Origin of the sequence: Nonomuraea longicatena (genome assembly GCF_039525605.1) — a bacterium.
Classification (GTDB): Bacteria; Actinomycetota; Actinomycetes; order Streptosporangiales; family Streptosporangiaceae; genus Nonomuraea; species Nonomuraea longicatena.
On record NZ_BAAAHQ010000001.1, the window covers coordinates 217239 to 232902 of the forward strand.

Consider the following 15664-nt stretch of genomic DNA (forward strand, 5'->3'; position numbering starts at 1 on the left):
GGAGGCGAGTATGAAGAAGATTCCGACTCCGCCGGGCCTGCCTTTCCTGGGCAACACGCTGCAGGTCGCCGGCGACACCCCCGCACTGGCCTTCGACGAACTGGCCGCCAGGTACGACGAGGGCCTGTTCCAACTGGAGCTGCCCGGCCGTACGGTCGTCTTCGCCTATGACCCCGACCTGGTCACCGAGTTGTGCGACGAGACCCGCTTCACCAAGCGCATCGGCCCGCCGCTGTCGATCGTGCGCGACTTCGCCGGCGACGGGCTGTTCACCGCCGAAGGGGACGAGCCCGTGTGGGGCCACGCCCACCGCATCCTGATGCCCGCCTTCAGCCAGCGCTCGATGAAGGCGTACTACCCGCAGATGCTGGAGATCGGCGAGCAGCTCACCGCCTCGTGGAGCGCCCGCCAGGGCCAGGACCTGCCCGTGTCCGACGACATGACCAGGCTCACCCTCGACGTCATCTCCCTCACCGGGTTCGGCTACCGCTTCGACTCCTTCGCCTCGCCCGAACTGCACCCCTTCCTCCAGGCGATGGGCGGCGCCCTCACCGAGGCCATGCACCGCAACACGCGGCCGTCGTTCCTCACCCGCCTGCGGCAGGGCGGCGAGGCCGCCTACCGCCGCGACATCGAGGTCATGCGCGGCCTCGTCGACGACGTCATCAGGCGGCGCCGGGCCGGGGGCGGCCAGGGCGCCAAGGACCTGCTCGGGCTCATGCTGGAGGCCGCCGACCCGAAGACCGGCGCCCGGCTGAGCGACGAGAACATCCGCGACCAGGTGCTCACCTTCCTCATCGCCGGCCACGAGACCACCAGCGGGCTGCTGTCGTTCGCGCTGTACAACCTGCTGCGCGAACCCCACGTGCTGGCCATGGCCTACGACGAGGTCGACCGCCTGCTGCCCGGCGACGAGCCGCCCTCGTACGAGGCCGTCATGAAACTCGATGTGATCCCCCGGATCCTGGAGGAGACGCTGCGGGTCTGGTCGCCGATCCCGGCCTTCGCCGTGACCCCGCGCGCCGACGAGAACCTCGGCGGTTACCACGTGCCAGCCGGGCGCCCCGTCGTCGTCCTGCTGCCCACGCTGCACAAGCACCCCAAAGCATGGGAACGGCCCGACGAGTTCGACATCGACCGCTGGCTGCCCGAGCGCAAGGCCGGGCACCACCCCGGCGGCTACAAGCCGTTCGGCAACGGCGAGCGCGCCTGCATCGGGCGCCAGTTCGCGCTCACCGAGGCGCGGCTGGTGCTGGCGATGATCCTGCGCCGCTTCGCGATCTCCGACCCGGCCGTCTACCGGATGAAGATCAAGCAGACGCTCACCCTCAAACCGGACGAGTTCACGATCAGGGTCCGCGAACGCCGCGCCCACGAGCGCACCGCTCCCGCCGTCCCCGCCGAGGAGCAGGTCGAACGGCAGGACGTCGCCGTCACCGGCGTGCCGCTCACCGTGGCCTACGGCTCCAACCTCGGCACCTGCCAGGATCTCGCCGAACGCCTCGCCGAGCGGGCCGGGCGCTCCGGCTTCGCCACCACCCTCACCACGCTCGACGAACTGCGCCCGCCCGGGTCCGGGCTGCTCGTGGTCGTCGCCTCCTCCTACAACGGCAAGGCGCCGGACAACGCCCAGCGCTTCGACGCGCTGGAGAGCCTGCCCGCCCTGTCAGGGGTACGGCTCGCGGTGCTCGGCTGCGGCAACACCCAGTGGCCCACCTACCAGGACTTCCCGCGCCGCGCCCACGACAAGCTGGTGGCGGCCGGTGCCGTACCGCTGGTGGAGCGGGGGGAGGCCGACGCCGACGGCGACTTCGACGGCGACGTGTCCGCCTGGACGGCCCGGCTGTGGGCGGCCATCGGCGCGGAGTACAGCGCCGGTGCCGACACCGGGCCCCGCTACGAGCTCGACGTCCTCACCGAGCAGCAGGTACGGCCCGCCGTCGTGTCGGCCAGGGCGGTACCGCTGACGGTGGTCACCACCGAGGAACTGACCGGCGACCCCGAGGGCCTGTGGGACTTCTCCGCCGAACGACCCCGCCCCGGCGTGCGCTCGGTCGTCGCCGAACTGCCCGCAGGGCAGTCCTACGAGCCCGGCGACCACCTCGCCGTCTTCGCCAAGAACGACCCCGGCCTGGTCGAATGGGCGCTGCGCACCCTGCGGGTGCCGGGGGAGCAGGTCGTACGGCTGCGCACCCAGGGCCCCACCCACCTGCCCGTCGACACGCCGGTGACGGCCGCGTTGCTGCTCACCGACTTCGCCGAGCTGCAGGAGGTCGCCACCCGCGCCGACCTCGACACGCTGGCCGCCCACACCTCCTGCCCGTGGACCACGGCCCGGCTCGCCGAACTGGCGGCAGCCCATGCCGAGGAGGTGCGGGCCAGGCGGCTGTCGGTCCTCACGCTGCTGGAGCGTTTCCCCGCGATCGAGCTGCCGCTGGCGGTGTTCCTGGACCTGGCCGGGCCGATCCGGCCCCGCTACTACTCGATCTCCTCCTCGCCGCTGGCCGACCCCGGCCGCGTACGGATCACCGTCGGCCTCGTCGAGGGCCCCGCCCTCTCGGGCACCGGCGCCTACCGGGGCATGTGCTCGGCCTACCTCGCGGGGCTGACCGAGGGGGAGACCTTCTACGGATACGTCCGGGTACCCGCCCCGGCCTTCCGGCTGCCCGCGGACCCGGGCACCCCGCTCGTCCTGATCGGCCCCGGCACCGGGTTCGCGCCGCTGCGCGGCTTCCTGGAGCACCGGGAGCTCACCGGGGGCGGTGGCCGGGCCGAGGTGTTCACCGGCTGCCGCCATCCCGGCCACGACTTCCTGTACCGCGAGGAGGTGGAGAAGTGGACGCAGGCGCCGGGGACGCGCCTGCACGCCGCCTACTCGGCCGTGCCCGGCCATCCGTACCGGTTCGTCCAGGACGCGGTCGCGGCGCGGGCCGAGGCGGTGTGGGAGATCCTCCAGGAGGGCGGGCACGTGTACGTGTGCGGCGACGGGCTGCGCATGGCGCCCGCCGTACGGCAGGCCCTGCTGGACATCCACCGCGACAGGACCGGTGCCGGCGACGGCGCGGCGTGGCTGGCGGAGCTGGAGGAGAAGGGGCGCTACCAGCAGGACGTGTTCGCCTGAGAACGGCTCGCCCTCACCAGCTCTCGCCGTCGAGGGTGTCGCGGGCGAGGGCCGTCAGCGCCACCCGGTCGACCCCGGCGAGGGCCAGTGCGCGCGGGACGGTGCCGACCTCGGCCTCCAGGACGCCGAGCAGGATGTGGGCGGGCCGCAGGTCCTTCTTGCCCGCCGAGGCGGCGAAGCCGCGTTCGAACGCGAGCCTGGCCGAGGCGGAGAGCTTGGGCGTGCGGGTGCCTCGGGTGGAGGTGAGGTCGTAGTGCGCGGGCTCGACGCCGATCTTGCTCAGGGTGTCCTCGAACTCGCGGTCGAGGGCGTCCCTGACCGCCCGCCGGTCGAGGCCCTCGCGGGTCAGGGTCCGGTGGGCGGCGGTGCCCTCGTGGGCGGCGAGGGCCAGCAGCAGGTGGTGGGCCTCCACCGCCGCCGACCCGTCGTCCAGTGCCTCGGACTCGGCCCTCTGCGTGATCGCGTTGAGGTAGTGGTCGATGGCGCTCACGTGTCGTCTCCTCGGGTGGGGCCGGCGCTTCACCGGCACCCGAGCAACTCTAGTTGACTAAGCTCGTCAACGCCAGTTGCTCGGGGCGGGATTCCCGGCCCGCCGGGGTTGATCGAGATTGTGGTTCGTGACACATTGCGGATGTTTTTCGTCAAATGTCACGGAGGACACGCGTGCCCCAATTATCACGAGGACTTGCCGCGATCTCACTGGCCGTACTGGTCGCCGTACCCGCCCAGGCCGCCTCGGCCGAGCCCGGCGTCCGCATCTCCGACGGCCGCACCCAGCCCGTCTTCTCCTACGCCGACGCCATCCGCGAGCACGTGTACGTCGAGGCCCCCCTCGACAGCGACGGCGACGGACGGCTGGACCGGGTCCGGGTGGACATCATCAGGCCCAGGCAGTCGGGCCCCCGGCTGAAGGTGCCGGTGATCATCGACGAGAGCCCGTACTACGACAACTCGGGCCGGGGCAACGAGGGCGAACGCAAGATCTACGACGCCCAGGGCAACGTGGCCAGGTTCCCCCTCTTCTACGACAACTACTTCGTGCCGCGCGGCTACGCCGTACTCAACGTCGACATGCTCGGCACCACCCGCTCGGACGGCTGCCCCGACCTCGGCGGCCGGGCCGACGTGCTCGGCGGCAAGGCCGTCATCGACTGGCTGAACGGCCGCGCCAAGGCGTTCGGGGCCGACGGCGCCCCCGCCGTCGCCGACTGGACCACCGGCGCCTCCGCCATGATCGGCAAGTCGTACGACGGCACCCTGGCCAACGCCGTCGCCGCCACCGGCGTCGACGGGCTGAAGACGATCGTCCCCATCTCGGCGATCAGCTCCTGGTACAAGTACCAGCGCTCCAACGGCGTCGTCTACCACTACGACTACGCCTCCACGCTGTCGAACTACGTGGACACCGACCCAGAGGCCAAGTGCCAGGCCGTACGCGACCGGATGGACGCGGAGGACGGCGACGCCACCGGCGACTACAACCGCTTCTGGGCCGAGCGCGACTCCATCGAGGGGCTGCTCGGCGACGTCTCCAAGGTCAAGGCCAGCGTCTTCGTCGCCCACACCAGCAACGACCTCAACGTGAAGCCGGACAACTTCTCCGTCTGGTGGGGCAAGCTGGCCGAGCGCGGCGTCCCGCGCAAGATCTGGGTCGGCCACTACCAGCACGTGGACCCCTTCGACTTCGAGGGCCGCAGGGAACTGTGGGTGGACACGCTCCACCGCTGGTTCGACCACTGGCTGTACGGCGTGCGCAACGGCATCATGTCCGAGCCCCGCGCCGACGTGCAGCTCTCACCCCACCAGTGGGTCACCGAGCGCGACTGGCCGGCGCCGGGCGCCGAGGAACTGTCCCTGCGCCCGCACGCCGACGGCACGCTGAGCCTGCGGCCCGAGCGCCGGGGCGCCAAGTCCGTCTTCACCGACCTGCGGCTGTCGGAGGAGCGGATGGTCGCGGACGTCGGCACCGCCCAGCCGGGCCGCGTCGCCTTCACCACCGGCGAACTACAGGGCGACCTGCGCCTGTCCGGCACCCCGACCGTGGACCTGCGGGTCGCGCTGGACAAGCCCACCTCCAACCTGACCGCCCTGCTCGTCGACTTCGGCGAGGAGACGCGCGTCGACTGGCGGCGCGGCCTCGGCATCACCACGCTCGCCGAGGAGAGCTGCCACGGTGAGAGCACCGCGCAGGACGACGCCTGCTACCGCAAGACCGTCACCAACGTCGCCACCCGCCCGCTGGAGATCGTGGCGCGCGGCTGGATCGACGCGCAGAACCGGAACTCGCTGAGCGCGCCAGAACCGCTGAAGCCCGGGAAGCCCGCCCGGGTCACGTGGGACACCCTGCCGCACGACTACACCTTCAGGAAGGGCCACCGCATCGGCCTGGTGCTCGCGGGCACCGACTCCGACTACAGCGAGGAGAGCGGCACCGGTGCCAGGGTGAGCGTGGACCTTTCCGGAAGCCGGATCGTCGTGCCGTTCGTGGCCGGCACCCCGCTGGCCGAGGCGCCGAAGGACACGCGCGCCTTCCGCGGACCCGAACTGCTCGACCTGCCCGAGCCGGAGAACGCCTTCTACTAGGAGCGCCACGACCGTGCCCCCTGCCCCCTCGCCCCTTGCCCCGGCAGGGGGGCACGGTCCCCTGTCCCCCCAGCCCTGGAGAGCGTCATGTCCCATCCGTACGACTCCGGCCGCGACCGCGCCGGGGAACCCGCACGACGCCAGCCGCCGCCGCCCGATCGAGACATCTGGGTGGACCGGCCGCGCACCGAGTGGCCGGACGACCCGCCGGACACCGGCGGGCGGCGGCGCCTGGTGGCGCTGGTGGCCGCGGCGGCGGCGGTGCTGGTCGGGGTGGGGGCGGTGCTGGGGCTCACCCGGGGGGAGGAGGCGACGCCCGTCACCCCCGTCGCGGCCGCCGCTACGCCGGCCCCGAGTACGCTCACGGAACTGCCCGGCCAGGCGGTGGTGATCACCCCGAGACCACAGACGCCCACGCCGAGCCGTACGAGGAAGACCGCCGACCCGCCCCGGGCCGCCGACCGGCCCGTGCGGCCGGTTCGTGCCACCCCCGTGCGCACGCGCGCCCCGAGTCCTGAACCCAACCGGCGCCAGAGCGGGCAGCCCACCAGACGAGCCACCGCACAACCCACCAAGAAACCGACGAAAAGCTCGACGAGGCAGCCGACGCGGCAACCGTCGAAACAGCCGACCGCGCGGGTGCCGAAAGCGCCCACGACGCAGCCCGACCGGCCCACGAGAGCGCCGGAGCCTCAGCCGGAACCGACCAGGCAGCCGCCGCCACCGGAGGAGCCGCCCGGCGGCAGGCCCCCGTCCACCTGCGACAACTGGGTGGACTGCAATGACCTGCCACCGGGCTCGTGACCTCACGACAGCACGAAGACCTCGCTCACGCCCTTGCCGAGCGCCCTCAGGTCCTCACGCACACCCACCTCGGGGTCGGCCGGGTCGAACACCACAGACAGCCGGTTGCGCAGGCCCTTGTCGGTCAGCGCCCGCCACACCTCGTTCTCGGCCAGCCCGGCGTCCAGCAGCCGCCGGTGCTCCTGCTCGTAGGCGATCCGGTGGCCCCACAGGGTCACCGTCTGGGCACCGTACCGGATGGCGTTGCCGACCCTGGCGTCCACCTCGGACCCGGCCCGCTCCCTGTCCCACGGGGAGGTCTCGCCCGAGTGGGTCAGGCCGTACTCGCGCGAGCCGATCTGCGCCAGCGTGTCCCAGCCGAGCGCCTTCACGTTCATCCACTGCGCCTGTGCGGCCTTGGCGGGGGTGATCCCGTGCTCGCCGTACGACTTGCCGAACAGGCCGGAGGCGACGTACACGCGGTCGACGCCGCTGCTCTTGACGTAGTCGTCCACCCGCGAGCGCGTGACCAGCGGGTAGCGGGCGCGCAGGTCGCGCACGCACGCCTCGGCCGAGCCGCAGCCGAGTTCGGGCACCACGACGCCGATGGCCAGCCGCTTGCCCGGCAGCCTGCCGCGCAGGTAGGCGGTCGCCTCTGACACGAACCGCTTGACCTGCGTCGCGCCGGTGAAGTCGCGGAAGCCCAGGTAGTCGGCGAACTTCACGCCGACGACGCCGTCACCCGCCGCCTGGCCGGCCAGCCGGTCGAGCGCCGCGCGGAACTGCGCCTCGCCCGCCCTGAAGTCGTCGGCGAGGTCCGTCTCCACCCAGGTCCGCAGTCCGGCGGAGCGGGCCGCGCCCAGCGCCTCGGCGAGCCGACCGGTCGCGGGCGCGGGCCGGTCCGAGGGCTGGTCCGAGGGCTGGGCGGACGGCTTGGGCTGCGGCCGGTCGCCGGGGGACTCGTCCGAGGGCGGCGGTCCGGCGGACGGGGCCGCCCCGCCGCTCGGCGGCGTGGTGCGGACCTGCTTCTCGCCGTTCACGTGCCGCTCGTAGGTGGTCTTGCCCGTCGTCCCGTCCTGGCACCTGTACCAGCCGTCCGGCCGCTCCTCGCAGAGCGTCTGCCCGCCCCGGCAATTGCCGTCCCTGCTGAGGTCGCTCTTCTGGTTGCACCGCACGTACGTCTGCGGCAGCGGGCGCGCGGCCTCCATGTTGGCGCCGTCGTTGGCGCCCCAGAACGAGGCGACGGCGGCCGCGTCCTGCGGCGGGGTCATCCACTCGCACACCACGTACGACGGGGTTCCCTTGGGCAGCATGTCCGCGCACGAGTCGCCCCGCGAGACCGGTAACGGCGTCTCGCGGGTCGTCGCCGTGCGCTTGCCGGGGCCTTCGCCCTCGACCGTCACGGGGTCGGCGAAGGCCAGGAAGGGCATGAAGAACACCAGCGCGACGACGATTCCCGCGACGGCGAACCTCCGCTCGCGTGGTGTGATGCCGGTGAAGAAGTCTTTCATCTACGGTCGTCCTTCTGGTCCGGGGACACGGGCCGGTCAGCCCGAGCTGTTCGGGCCGCAGTTGCTCCAATAGCCGCCGCCGTTCATGTCGGGCACGTAGGTGCCCTTGTCTCTGGCGACCGTCCACGACACGCTCATCGTGAGCGTGCCGCCGCCCGTCGCGGTGCCCTCGGTGGTGGTGCCGTTGCCCGTGGTGGTGCCCGACCAGGAGACGGAGATCGTGCCCGACTCCGTGCTGTCGGGCCCCGGGCAGCCGGGGCGGCTCGTGGGGGCGCTGACGCTGTAGGAGCTGCCTGAGACGGAGATGCCGTTGGAGCCGGAGGCCGAGGTGATCTGGCAGGAGCCGGTGCAGTCCAGCGAGAGCGAGCCGGAGCGGCCCGAGCCCAGGCTGGCCGACGACGACGAGAGCCGCGCGGTCGGCGGCGGCGGCTTGGGCAGCGGGGGCGGCTTGGCGAGCGCCTGCTGCCGCTCCCGCGTCGGCTCCGCGGTCGGCGTCCTCTGCTGCGCGCGTTCCGGTGTCCGCGTGGGCTCCCGGGTGGCCGGGGCCTTGTTGGGAGCCTTGGTGGGAGCTTTGGTGGGGGCCTTGGCCGGCCCCTTCGCCGGGTCTTTGACAGGAGCCTTCGTCGGGTCTTTGGCGGGGTCTTTCGCAGAGTCTTTCGTAGGGGCCTTCGTGGGGGAGCGGAGCGGGTCGTCCGGGCGTTCGGCGCGCACGGGCGCGGTGGTGGGCGGCCGGGCTCTGTCGCGCGGATCCTCCGGGCGCCGCGCGCTCGGCGGGGGCTGCTCCGGTACGGTCGCCCCCGGCGGCACCTCGATCACCGACTCCGTGGGCACGGGCAGCGGCTGCGGGATGGCGGCGCCCGCCACCCGCGCGGGCTGCACCTGCGTGTGCATGCCCGTCCACGCCAGCCCGGCGACCAGCACCCCGGCGCCCACCAGAACGCCGACCCTGGCCACCGACCTCACCGACAGTCGCGCCTCGGGGTTCGACTCGTCCGGCCGGTTGCGCCAGAACTCCTCCCACTGGCCGCCGTGCCGCTCCCAGGAGCGGAACTCGCCCGCCTTGCCACCCTTCCGCCCGGACCGTGGCGCCTTCCGCGACCCCCCGCCTCCCGGCTCCCCATCTCCTGGTGCGCCACCGTGAGGTGCCCGACCGTGAGGCGTCCCGCCCCCTGGTGTGCCACCACGAGGCGGCCCGCCTCCCGACGCATCACCGTGAGGTGTCCCGTCCGGAGGTGTCCCGGCTTGCGATGTCGCGTCTTTCCGCGCCGCGGGGGAGTGGCGCTCGTCGTCACGGCGGGCGGGCGCGGGTGTGTAGAGCGGCAGGGCGCGTGGAACGGAAGGAGGGTCCTGGCCGGAGGCAGCCGCGCCCGCCTCCGGCCAGGACCCGGCCCCGGCCGCCGTGCCAACCGGGTGCACGGCATCGACCGGGGACGCTGGTGAACCGCCGGATACACCGGACCCAAAAGCCGGGGAGGCCGACGGCCCAAAACGCGAACTCGGCCGCCCCGGCCCGGAATCCCCGGAGCCGGATCCGATATCCCGCGACGCGGAAGTCGTGTATACCCGATCCCTTGACTTCGCCGTATTCGCCGGGTCAAGTCCTGACAGCGCCGCCATCGGCGCCGTGATCGTCGCGTCCGCCAGAGAACGCGCCTGAACCGGAAAGCCGTCGGCCCGCCACGCCAGCGGGGCCCGCCGGTCCGGCAGCCAGTCGGCCAGCGCCCCCGGCACCCCCACCATCCGGTGCCCGGACAGCAGCGCCTCGGCCGGCAGCGTCGCGGGCACCGCCTGGCAGGCGGCGCACGCGTCCAGGTGCCCGCCGATCCGGGTGCGCCCCTGCCTGGACGGCCCGCCCAGCCAGCGGCCCAGCAGCTCCGCCATGACCGCGCACCCGCCGGGCGCGCCCGCCGCCGACACGGCGGCGAACCAGCGCTCCAGCCGGGCCGCCCCCTCGGCGAGGACGGCCTCCACCTCGACGGCCCCCGCATCGAAGATCAGCGCGATGTCCACGTGGCCGAGCCGGTGCCGCAGCGACAGGTCGAGCAGTTCGCGGTGCTGGGACTCCAGCGTGGCGAGGGCGGGCGCCAGCATGTCGCCCATGGGTCCGGGCCGGTGCCAGGACCCGGTGCTCGCCGGGTGGTCGAGGGCGGTGGCGGAGCGGTGCACCCGGGCCAGGGCGTACAGCCAGGCCGTACGCCGTGAGCCGTCCTTCAGCCGCGCCCGGTCGAGATGGGCGGCCAGCAGCGCACCGGCGGCCGCGCGCGCGGCCAGCTCGGGCGACAGCTCCGTGTGGCAGTAGTCGAACAGTACGGTGCCGTACTCCTCCGACAGGACCGACACGGCCGACCTGGTCTCGTCATCGAGCATGGGTCTTCTCCTTGTCGGCGGCGGTCCCCGGCTGGGTGCCCAGCAGCGTGTCGATCGTGACCACGAGGTCTCCGGCCGAGGCGAGGATCGCGTGCAGGAGCGGCTGCGGCTGCTGCGGAGGGTCGGGGACGGGCGCCGCCAGCGGCATCGCGGTCACGACCGTCGCCGCCGGGCGCCGCTTGGGCGGCGGTGCGATGAACAGGGCGAGCACCCCGGCGACCACCACGCCCGCGACCATGAACGCGAACGTGGATGCGTGACCGGGCACCGGCCCGCCCAGCGGCGGATGCTGGATGAGCAGGATGCCGGTGGCCACGCCGACCGCGCCGCCGATCTGGCGGGCGGTCATGCTGGCTCCGACGGCCGAGGCGTACCTCTCGGTGCCCGCGCTGAGGGCCGCGGCGGCGGAGGCGCCGGTGCTGATCGCGCCCAGCCCGAGCCCCATGATCGTGCAGGCGGCGAACCACAGCTCCAGGTACGGCTCGGCCCGCAGCCCCGAGTGCAGGATCCACACGGCGGAGGCGGCCACGACCAGCACTCCCAGATAGATGACCGGCCGGGCGCCCCTGCGGCGGACGATCGGCCCGGCGACCAGGCTGGAGACGAGCACGCCGACCGACAGCGGCGCCAGCGCGAGGCCGACCAGCGGCATCGGCAGGCCCCATTGCCGCAGCAGGAACGGCGCGGTGGCGAGCAGGCTGAGAGAGACGACCCCGTACATGAGCGCGATCAGGCCGGCCAGCGCGAAGCTCGGCCGCCGCCACAGCCCGAGGTCGACGGCGGGCACCGGGTGCCGTACGGACCTCGACACGCTCAGCACCAGCAGGAACAGCGCGAAGGCGGCCAGGCCGAGCAGCGCGGGCGAGGTCCAGCCCCACTGCTGGCCCTTGGTGAGCGCGAGCACCAGCCCGGCCAGGCCGCCGAGCAACGCGAGCGTACCCACGGGATCGGGGGAGCGGCGCTCCCCCGGCAGCCGCCGGGTGCGGGGGTCGGCGGGGGCGCTCAGCGCGACCAGCACCAGCACCGCGCCGCCGACGGCGGCGGGTGCGAACGGCAGCCGCCAGCCCCACGCCTCGGCGAGGAAGCCGCCGCCGCCGTGCAGCAGGATGCCGCCGAGGCCGGAGGCGGCCGACCAGGCGCCGATCGCGGGCGCGCGGCGTTCGGCCGGCAGGTGGGCCAGCAGCAGTGCCAGCGACGCGGGCACCATCGCGCCCGCGCCCGCTCCCTGCACGGCCCGCCCGGCGAACAGCAGGGGGAGGTCGGTGGCCATGATGGTGGTGGCACCGCCCAGCGCGAAGGCCAGCAGGCCGAACAGCAGCACCCGCCGCCGCCCGGCCAGGTCGGCCAGCCGCCCTGCGGTGACCAGCAGCGCCGCGTAGGCGATGGCGGAGGCGCTGGCCACCCATTGGAGGTCCACCAGCGGGACGCCGGCGCCGAGCGGGTCCGCGGCGAGCAGCGGCACCACGAGCGTGCCCGCCATGGTGTCGCCCATGACCAGCGCCATGGTTCCGCAGCCCAGGACGACGAGCACGCCGGTCCGCGCGGTGGCGAGCCTGCGGTGCGCACCCGATCCCTGTCGTTGCTGAACGCCCTGCCGAGCGCCCGGTCCCCGTGCCGGTACGGCGGTGACGGTCAAAGCTGACCTCCCTGTCTGAACTGATCTGCGCGGCGATTGGTCCGGTCAGGGCCCGTGACGGGCGGCCGGTGAGTCCTTGAAGGCGAGCAGGACGGCTTCGGCGGCGTGCCGCAACTGCAGCAGGGCGAGCTGCTGCCGGGGCGAGAGCCGCTCGCCGGCGGAGGGGAGCGCCAGCGCGCGCAGCGCGGGCAACACGTCCGTCGGCGTGAAGTCGGCCAGGTCGGGGGTGGGGCGCCGCCGCCCGTACGGGTCCCGGTAGGCCCGCTGGGCGGGGACGGCGCCGCGCTCCCGGCCGTGCTCCTGACTGCGCTCCTGATGGGGGCGCTCCTCGTACGGCTCCTCCGCGTACGGGCCATCCCGGTAGGCCCGTTCCTGGTAGGACGCCGTCCGATAGGTCGTCTCGGGATGGACCGGCTCAGGGTGGATCGGGCCGGTGCGGGGCCGGGCCGGTTCCGGGTAGACGCGCTCCTGGTACGGGTCCCGGTAGGCCCGTGCGGGTAGGGGCTCGTCCTCGTACGTCCGGTCGGGGAGCAGCGGTTGCCGCTCCTGGTAGGGGTGATCTGTGTAGGGGCGATCGGTGTAGGCCCGGTCTTCGCCGTCGATCCGCTCCTCCGGGTAGGCCCACGTGCCGCCATAGGCCCGCTCCTCCGGATAGGTGCGGTCCTCGCCGTACGGGGGCTCCTCCCGATAAGGCCGTTCCTCGCCGTACGGCCGTTCGCGGTAGGAGCGCTCCTCCCGGTACGGCGGCGCGTACCTGGGGCGGCTCGCCGCCGCCTGCCTGTCGTCGAGTGCCGTCATGTCCGCCTCCCGTGGCCGATGAAGGCGTCCTCCAGCCACCACGACGGGAACCGCGCCACCTTGGCGTCCACGAGCAGCGGACGCTCCCTCGGCCCGGCCAGCCAGTCGGAGACCGCCTTCAGGTCCTCCGGGGCGCGCACGGTGACCGCCTCGCAGCCGTACCCGGCCGCCACCGAGGCCACGTCGGTCGTGGGGAACGTCACCGCGCTCAGGTCGGCTTCCGGCCCGAAGTGGTGGACCTCGGCGCCGTACCCCTCGTCGTCGTACACGACGATCACCATGGGCAGCCGCAGCCGGGCCGCGGTCTCGAGATCGGCCGCCCCCATCAGCGCCCCGCCGTCGCCGAGCGCCGCGACCGTGAGCCGGTCGGGCCGGGCCAGCGCGGCGCCGATCGCGGTCGCGAGGCCGAGGCCGATCGACTGGAACGCCTGCGTGAAGCAGAACCCGTCGGCGTCGGGCACCCGCAGCATCGCGGGGTAGCCCATGAAGTTGCCCGAGTCGAGCGCGACGGTCCGCTGCTCGTCCAGCATGCGGTCGAGCAGCAGCGTGAGCGTTCGGGGGTCGATGTACCCGCCCCCGCCCCGATCGGTGTGGGGGGCCTGATGCCAGCTCGCCCCGTCGGCGAGACGGCGGGCGGTCGCGGCGTCGCGGTATCCGACCTCGGCGGGAGGGGCCGTGCCGAGCGCGTCGAGCACCGCGCGGGCCGTGACGCCGACGTCCCCCGCGACGCCGAGCCCGACCGGGCGGTGCAGCCCGATGCGCTCGGGGTCGTGCTCGACCTGCACGAGCGTGGTCTGCGGACCCACCAGGCGGCCGTGCCGCAGCGTCCAGTCGTTGAGCGAGCAGCCCCAGCCGACGATCACGTCGGCGTCCGCGATCAGTTCGGCGGTCAGCGGGTGGGCGAACCCGCCGCTGACGCCGAGGTCCCAGGACTCGCCGGTGAACAGCCCCTTGGCGACGGCCGACGTCGAGAGCAGCGCGCCCGCCCGCTCGGCCAGCTCCATCAGGACCTCCCGGTGCTCCCTGGCGCCCCGCCCGGCGAGGAACACCGGGCGGCGGGCCCGGCCGAGCAGCCCGGCCAGGTCGGCGACCGCCCGCGCGTCCGGCCGCAGCACCTCCGACGGGCGGTGCGCCCCGGTCCCGCCGGGCGGGCAGGGCGCCGACAGCACGTGCAGCGGCAGGCCGAGGACGACGGTCCTGCGCTGGTCGAGGGCCGTGTGCACGGCCTCGCCCAGCAGGGGCAGCGCCCGCTCGGGCGCGGTGACACGCATGTACTCCGCGCCGGAGGCCCGCGACAGGCCCTCCTGGTCGAGCGCGAAGTTGGCGTGCCCGCCCATCTCGGGGGCGAGGACCAGCAGCGGGGTACGGCTCTTGGCCGCCTCGACGATCCCGGTGACCGCGTTCGTGAACCCGGGGCCCTGGTGGACGCTGAGGACGCCGAGCCGTCCCGAGGTCCTGGCGTAGGCGTCGGCCATGGTGACGGCGCCGCCCTCGTGCCTGGCCGCGACGAACCGCGCCCCTGCCGAGGTCATGGCGTTCACCAGGTGGAAGTTGCCGCTGCCCACGACACCGAAGACCAGGTCGCTGCCGAGCCGGACGAGCGCCTCGCCGAGCCGCACAGCCACGCTGGGTTCCGTCACGCTCGGTTCCGTCACGCTCGGTTCCGGCAGCGTCGATTCCTGCAAGGTCGGTTCCGGCAGGGTCGGCTCCCGAGGGGAGGGGGACGCCGAGGGGGTGGGGCCCCCGGCCGCGACGGCGGCCAGGGGGGTCTGCGGGGTGACGGTCATGGGCGCGCTCCAAGGGTGGGGGTGACCAGGTCGTGGCCGATGGCGCGCAACGTGGTGCGCCCGCAGTGGCCCATGGCGTCCACGAGTTCCTCCACGAGCGTCGTGAGCACCCCGGCGACGCCCGCCGTACCGGCGACCGCGAGTCCGTGCAGGACCGGCCGGCCGACCAGCACCGCCGAGGCGCCGAGCCCGAGCGCGAGCAGCACGTCGCGGCCGGAGCGCACCCCGCCGTCCATGAGAACCGGGTAGTCGGGCCCGACGGCCGCGACCACCTCGGGCAGCGCGTCGAGCGTGGCGCGCGCCCCTTCGAGCTGCCTGCCGCCGTGGTTGGAGACCACGACGGCCGCGGCCCCGGCCTCGCGGGCGGCGACGGCGTCCTCCCCGGTCTGCACGCCCTTGCACACCACGGGCAGGTCCGTGAGCCCGCTCAGCCAGGTGATGTCCCGCCAGGTCAGCGACGGGTCCATGGTGCGCCTGCTGTGGGCGGAGGGCGAGACGATGTCGGGGTCGTCGCCCGTGGAGGCGGCCAGGTTGCGCGCGATCACGCCGGGCGGCATCGCGAACTCGCCCCGCATGTCCCGGTGCCTGCGCCCGAGCCAGGGCGAGTCCACCGTGACCAGGATCGCGCCCGCGCCGGCCGCGTGGGCACGTTCCACGAGCGAGGCGGTCACGGACCGGTCCTTGAACACGTACACCTGCTGCCAGAGCACCGCCTGCGGGCAGGAGGCGGCCAGTTCCTCGATGGTGCGCGAGCCGAACGTGCTGACGGTGAACGGCAGCCCCACCGACGCCGCGGCCGGCGCGGTGGCGAGTTCGCCGTCACGCGCGCACAGTTCGTGCAGCGCGGTCGGCGCGATCGCGATCGGCGCCTGCCAGGAGCAGCCCAGCAGCTTGGTGGAGACGTCGATCGAGGAGACGTCGATGCCCACGCGAGGACGGAAGCGCCAGCCGTCGAAGGCCCGTCGGTTGGCCCTGACCGTGCCGTCCTCGCCGGCGCCGCCGGTCACGAAGTCCCAGACGGGCTTGGTCAGCCGGGCCTGCGCCTCGGCCTCGTAGTCGGAGAGTGTCAGTAACATCG

Annotated in this window: 10 protein-coding genes; 3 read left to right on the forward strand and 7 right to left on the reverse strand. The window is 73.8% G+C overall.

Annotated features, from left to right (window positions below):
- Positions 1 to 10: 10 nt before the first annotated feature.
- Positions 11 to 3121 carry a bifunctional cytochrome P450/NADPH--P450 reductase gene (locus ABD120_RS01015; RefSeq protein WP_343947709.1) on the forward strand — a complete coding sequence of 1037 codons (3111 nt, stop codon included), beginning with the start codon at positions 11 to 13 and terminating at the stop codon, positions 3119 to 3121.
- Positions 3122 to 3134: 13 nt separating this feature from the next.
- On the opposite strand, the gene ABD120_RS01020 is transcribed toward ABD120_RS01015, so the two are convergent.
- Positions 3135 to 3611, reverse strand: a complete 477-nt coding sequence (locus ABD120_RS01020; protein ID WP_343947710.1) for a Clp protease N-terminal domain-containing protein — start codon at positions 3609 to 3611, stop codon at positions 3135 to 3137.
- Positions 3612 to 3784: 173 nt separating this feature from the next.
- On the opposite strand from ABD120_RS01020, the gene ABD120_RS01025 reads away from it, so the two are divergent.
- Together ABD120_RS01025 and ABD120_RS01030 are read left to right on the forward strand one after the other, a co-directional pair.
- On the forward strand, positions 3785 to 5704 hold the full coding sequence (locus ABD120_RS01025; RefSeq protein ID WP_343947711.1) for a Xaa-Pro dipeptidyl-peptidase: 1920 nt from the start codon (positions 3785 to 3787) through the stop codon (positions 5702 to 5704).
- A gap of 87 nt (positions 5705 to 5791) precedes the next feature.
- Entirely contained in the window at positions 5792 to 6508 is a 717-nt protein-coding gene (locus ABD120_RS01030; protein ID WP_343947713.1) for a PT domain-containing protein, read from the forward strand.
- A 2-nt stretch (positions 6509 to 6510) separates the two neighbouring features.
- On the opposite strand, the gene ABD120_RS01035 is transcribed toward ABD120_RS01030, so the two are convergent.
- The 6 genes from ABD120_RS01035 to ABD120_RS01060 form a co-directional block, all read right to left on the reverse strand.
- A complete protein-coding gene (locus ABD120_RS01035; protein WP_343947714.1) occupies positions 6511 to 7998 on the reverse strand; it encodes a hypothetical protein in 1488 nt (495 codons plus the stop codon).
- Between the two features lie 36 nt (positions 7999 to 8034).
- The gene (locus ABD120_RS01040) at positions 8035 to 10365 is read right to left on the reverse strand and encodes a hypothetical protein (protein WP_343947715.1); all 2331 of its coding nucleotides are present in this window, start codon (positions 10363 to 10365) and stop codon (positions 8035 to 8037) included.
- On the reverse strand, positions 10355 to 12001 hold the full coding sequence (locus ABD120_RS01045) for an MFS transporter (RefSeq protein WP_343947716.1): 1647 nt from the start codon (positions 11999 to 12001) through the stop codon (positions 10355 to 10357). The genes ABD120_RS01040 and ABD120_RS01045 overlap by 11 nt, the downstream gene beginning before the upstream one ends.
- Before the next feature lie 45 nt (positions 12002 to 12046).
- A complete protein-coding gene (locus ABD120_RS01050; RefSeq protein WP_343947717.1) occupies positions 12047 to 12799 on the reverse strand; it encodes a hypothetical protein in 753 nt (250 codons plus the stop codon).
- Positions 12796 to 14439 carry a thiamine pyrophosphate-binding protein gene (locus tag ABD120_RS01055; RefSeq protein ID WP_343947718.1) on the reverse strand — a complete coding sequence of 548 codons (1644 nt, stop codon included), beginning with the start codon at positions 14437 to 14439 and terminating at the stop codon, positions 12796 to 12798. Before ABD120_RS01055 ends, ABD120_RS01050 begins: the two co-directional genes overlap by 4 nt.
- 143 nt (positions 14440 to 14582) lie before the next feature.
- Positions 14583 to 15662 (reverse strand): alpha-hydroxy acid oxidase, encoded by a 1080-nt coding sequence (locus ABD120_RS01060; protein ID WP_343947719.1) that lies wholly within the window; start codon positions 15660 to 15662, stop codon positions 14583 to 14585.
- Positions 15663 to 15664: the final 2 nt, after the last annotated feature.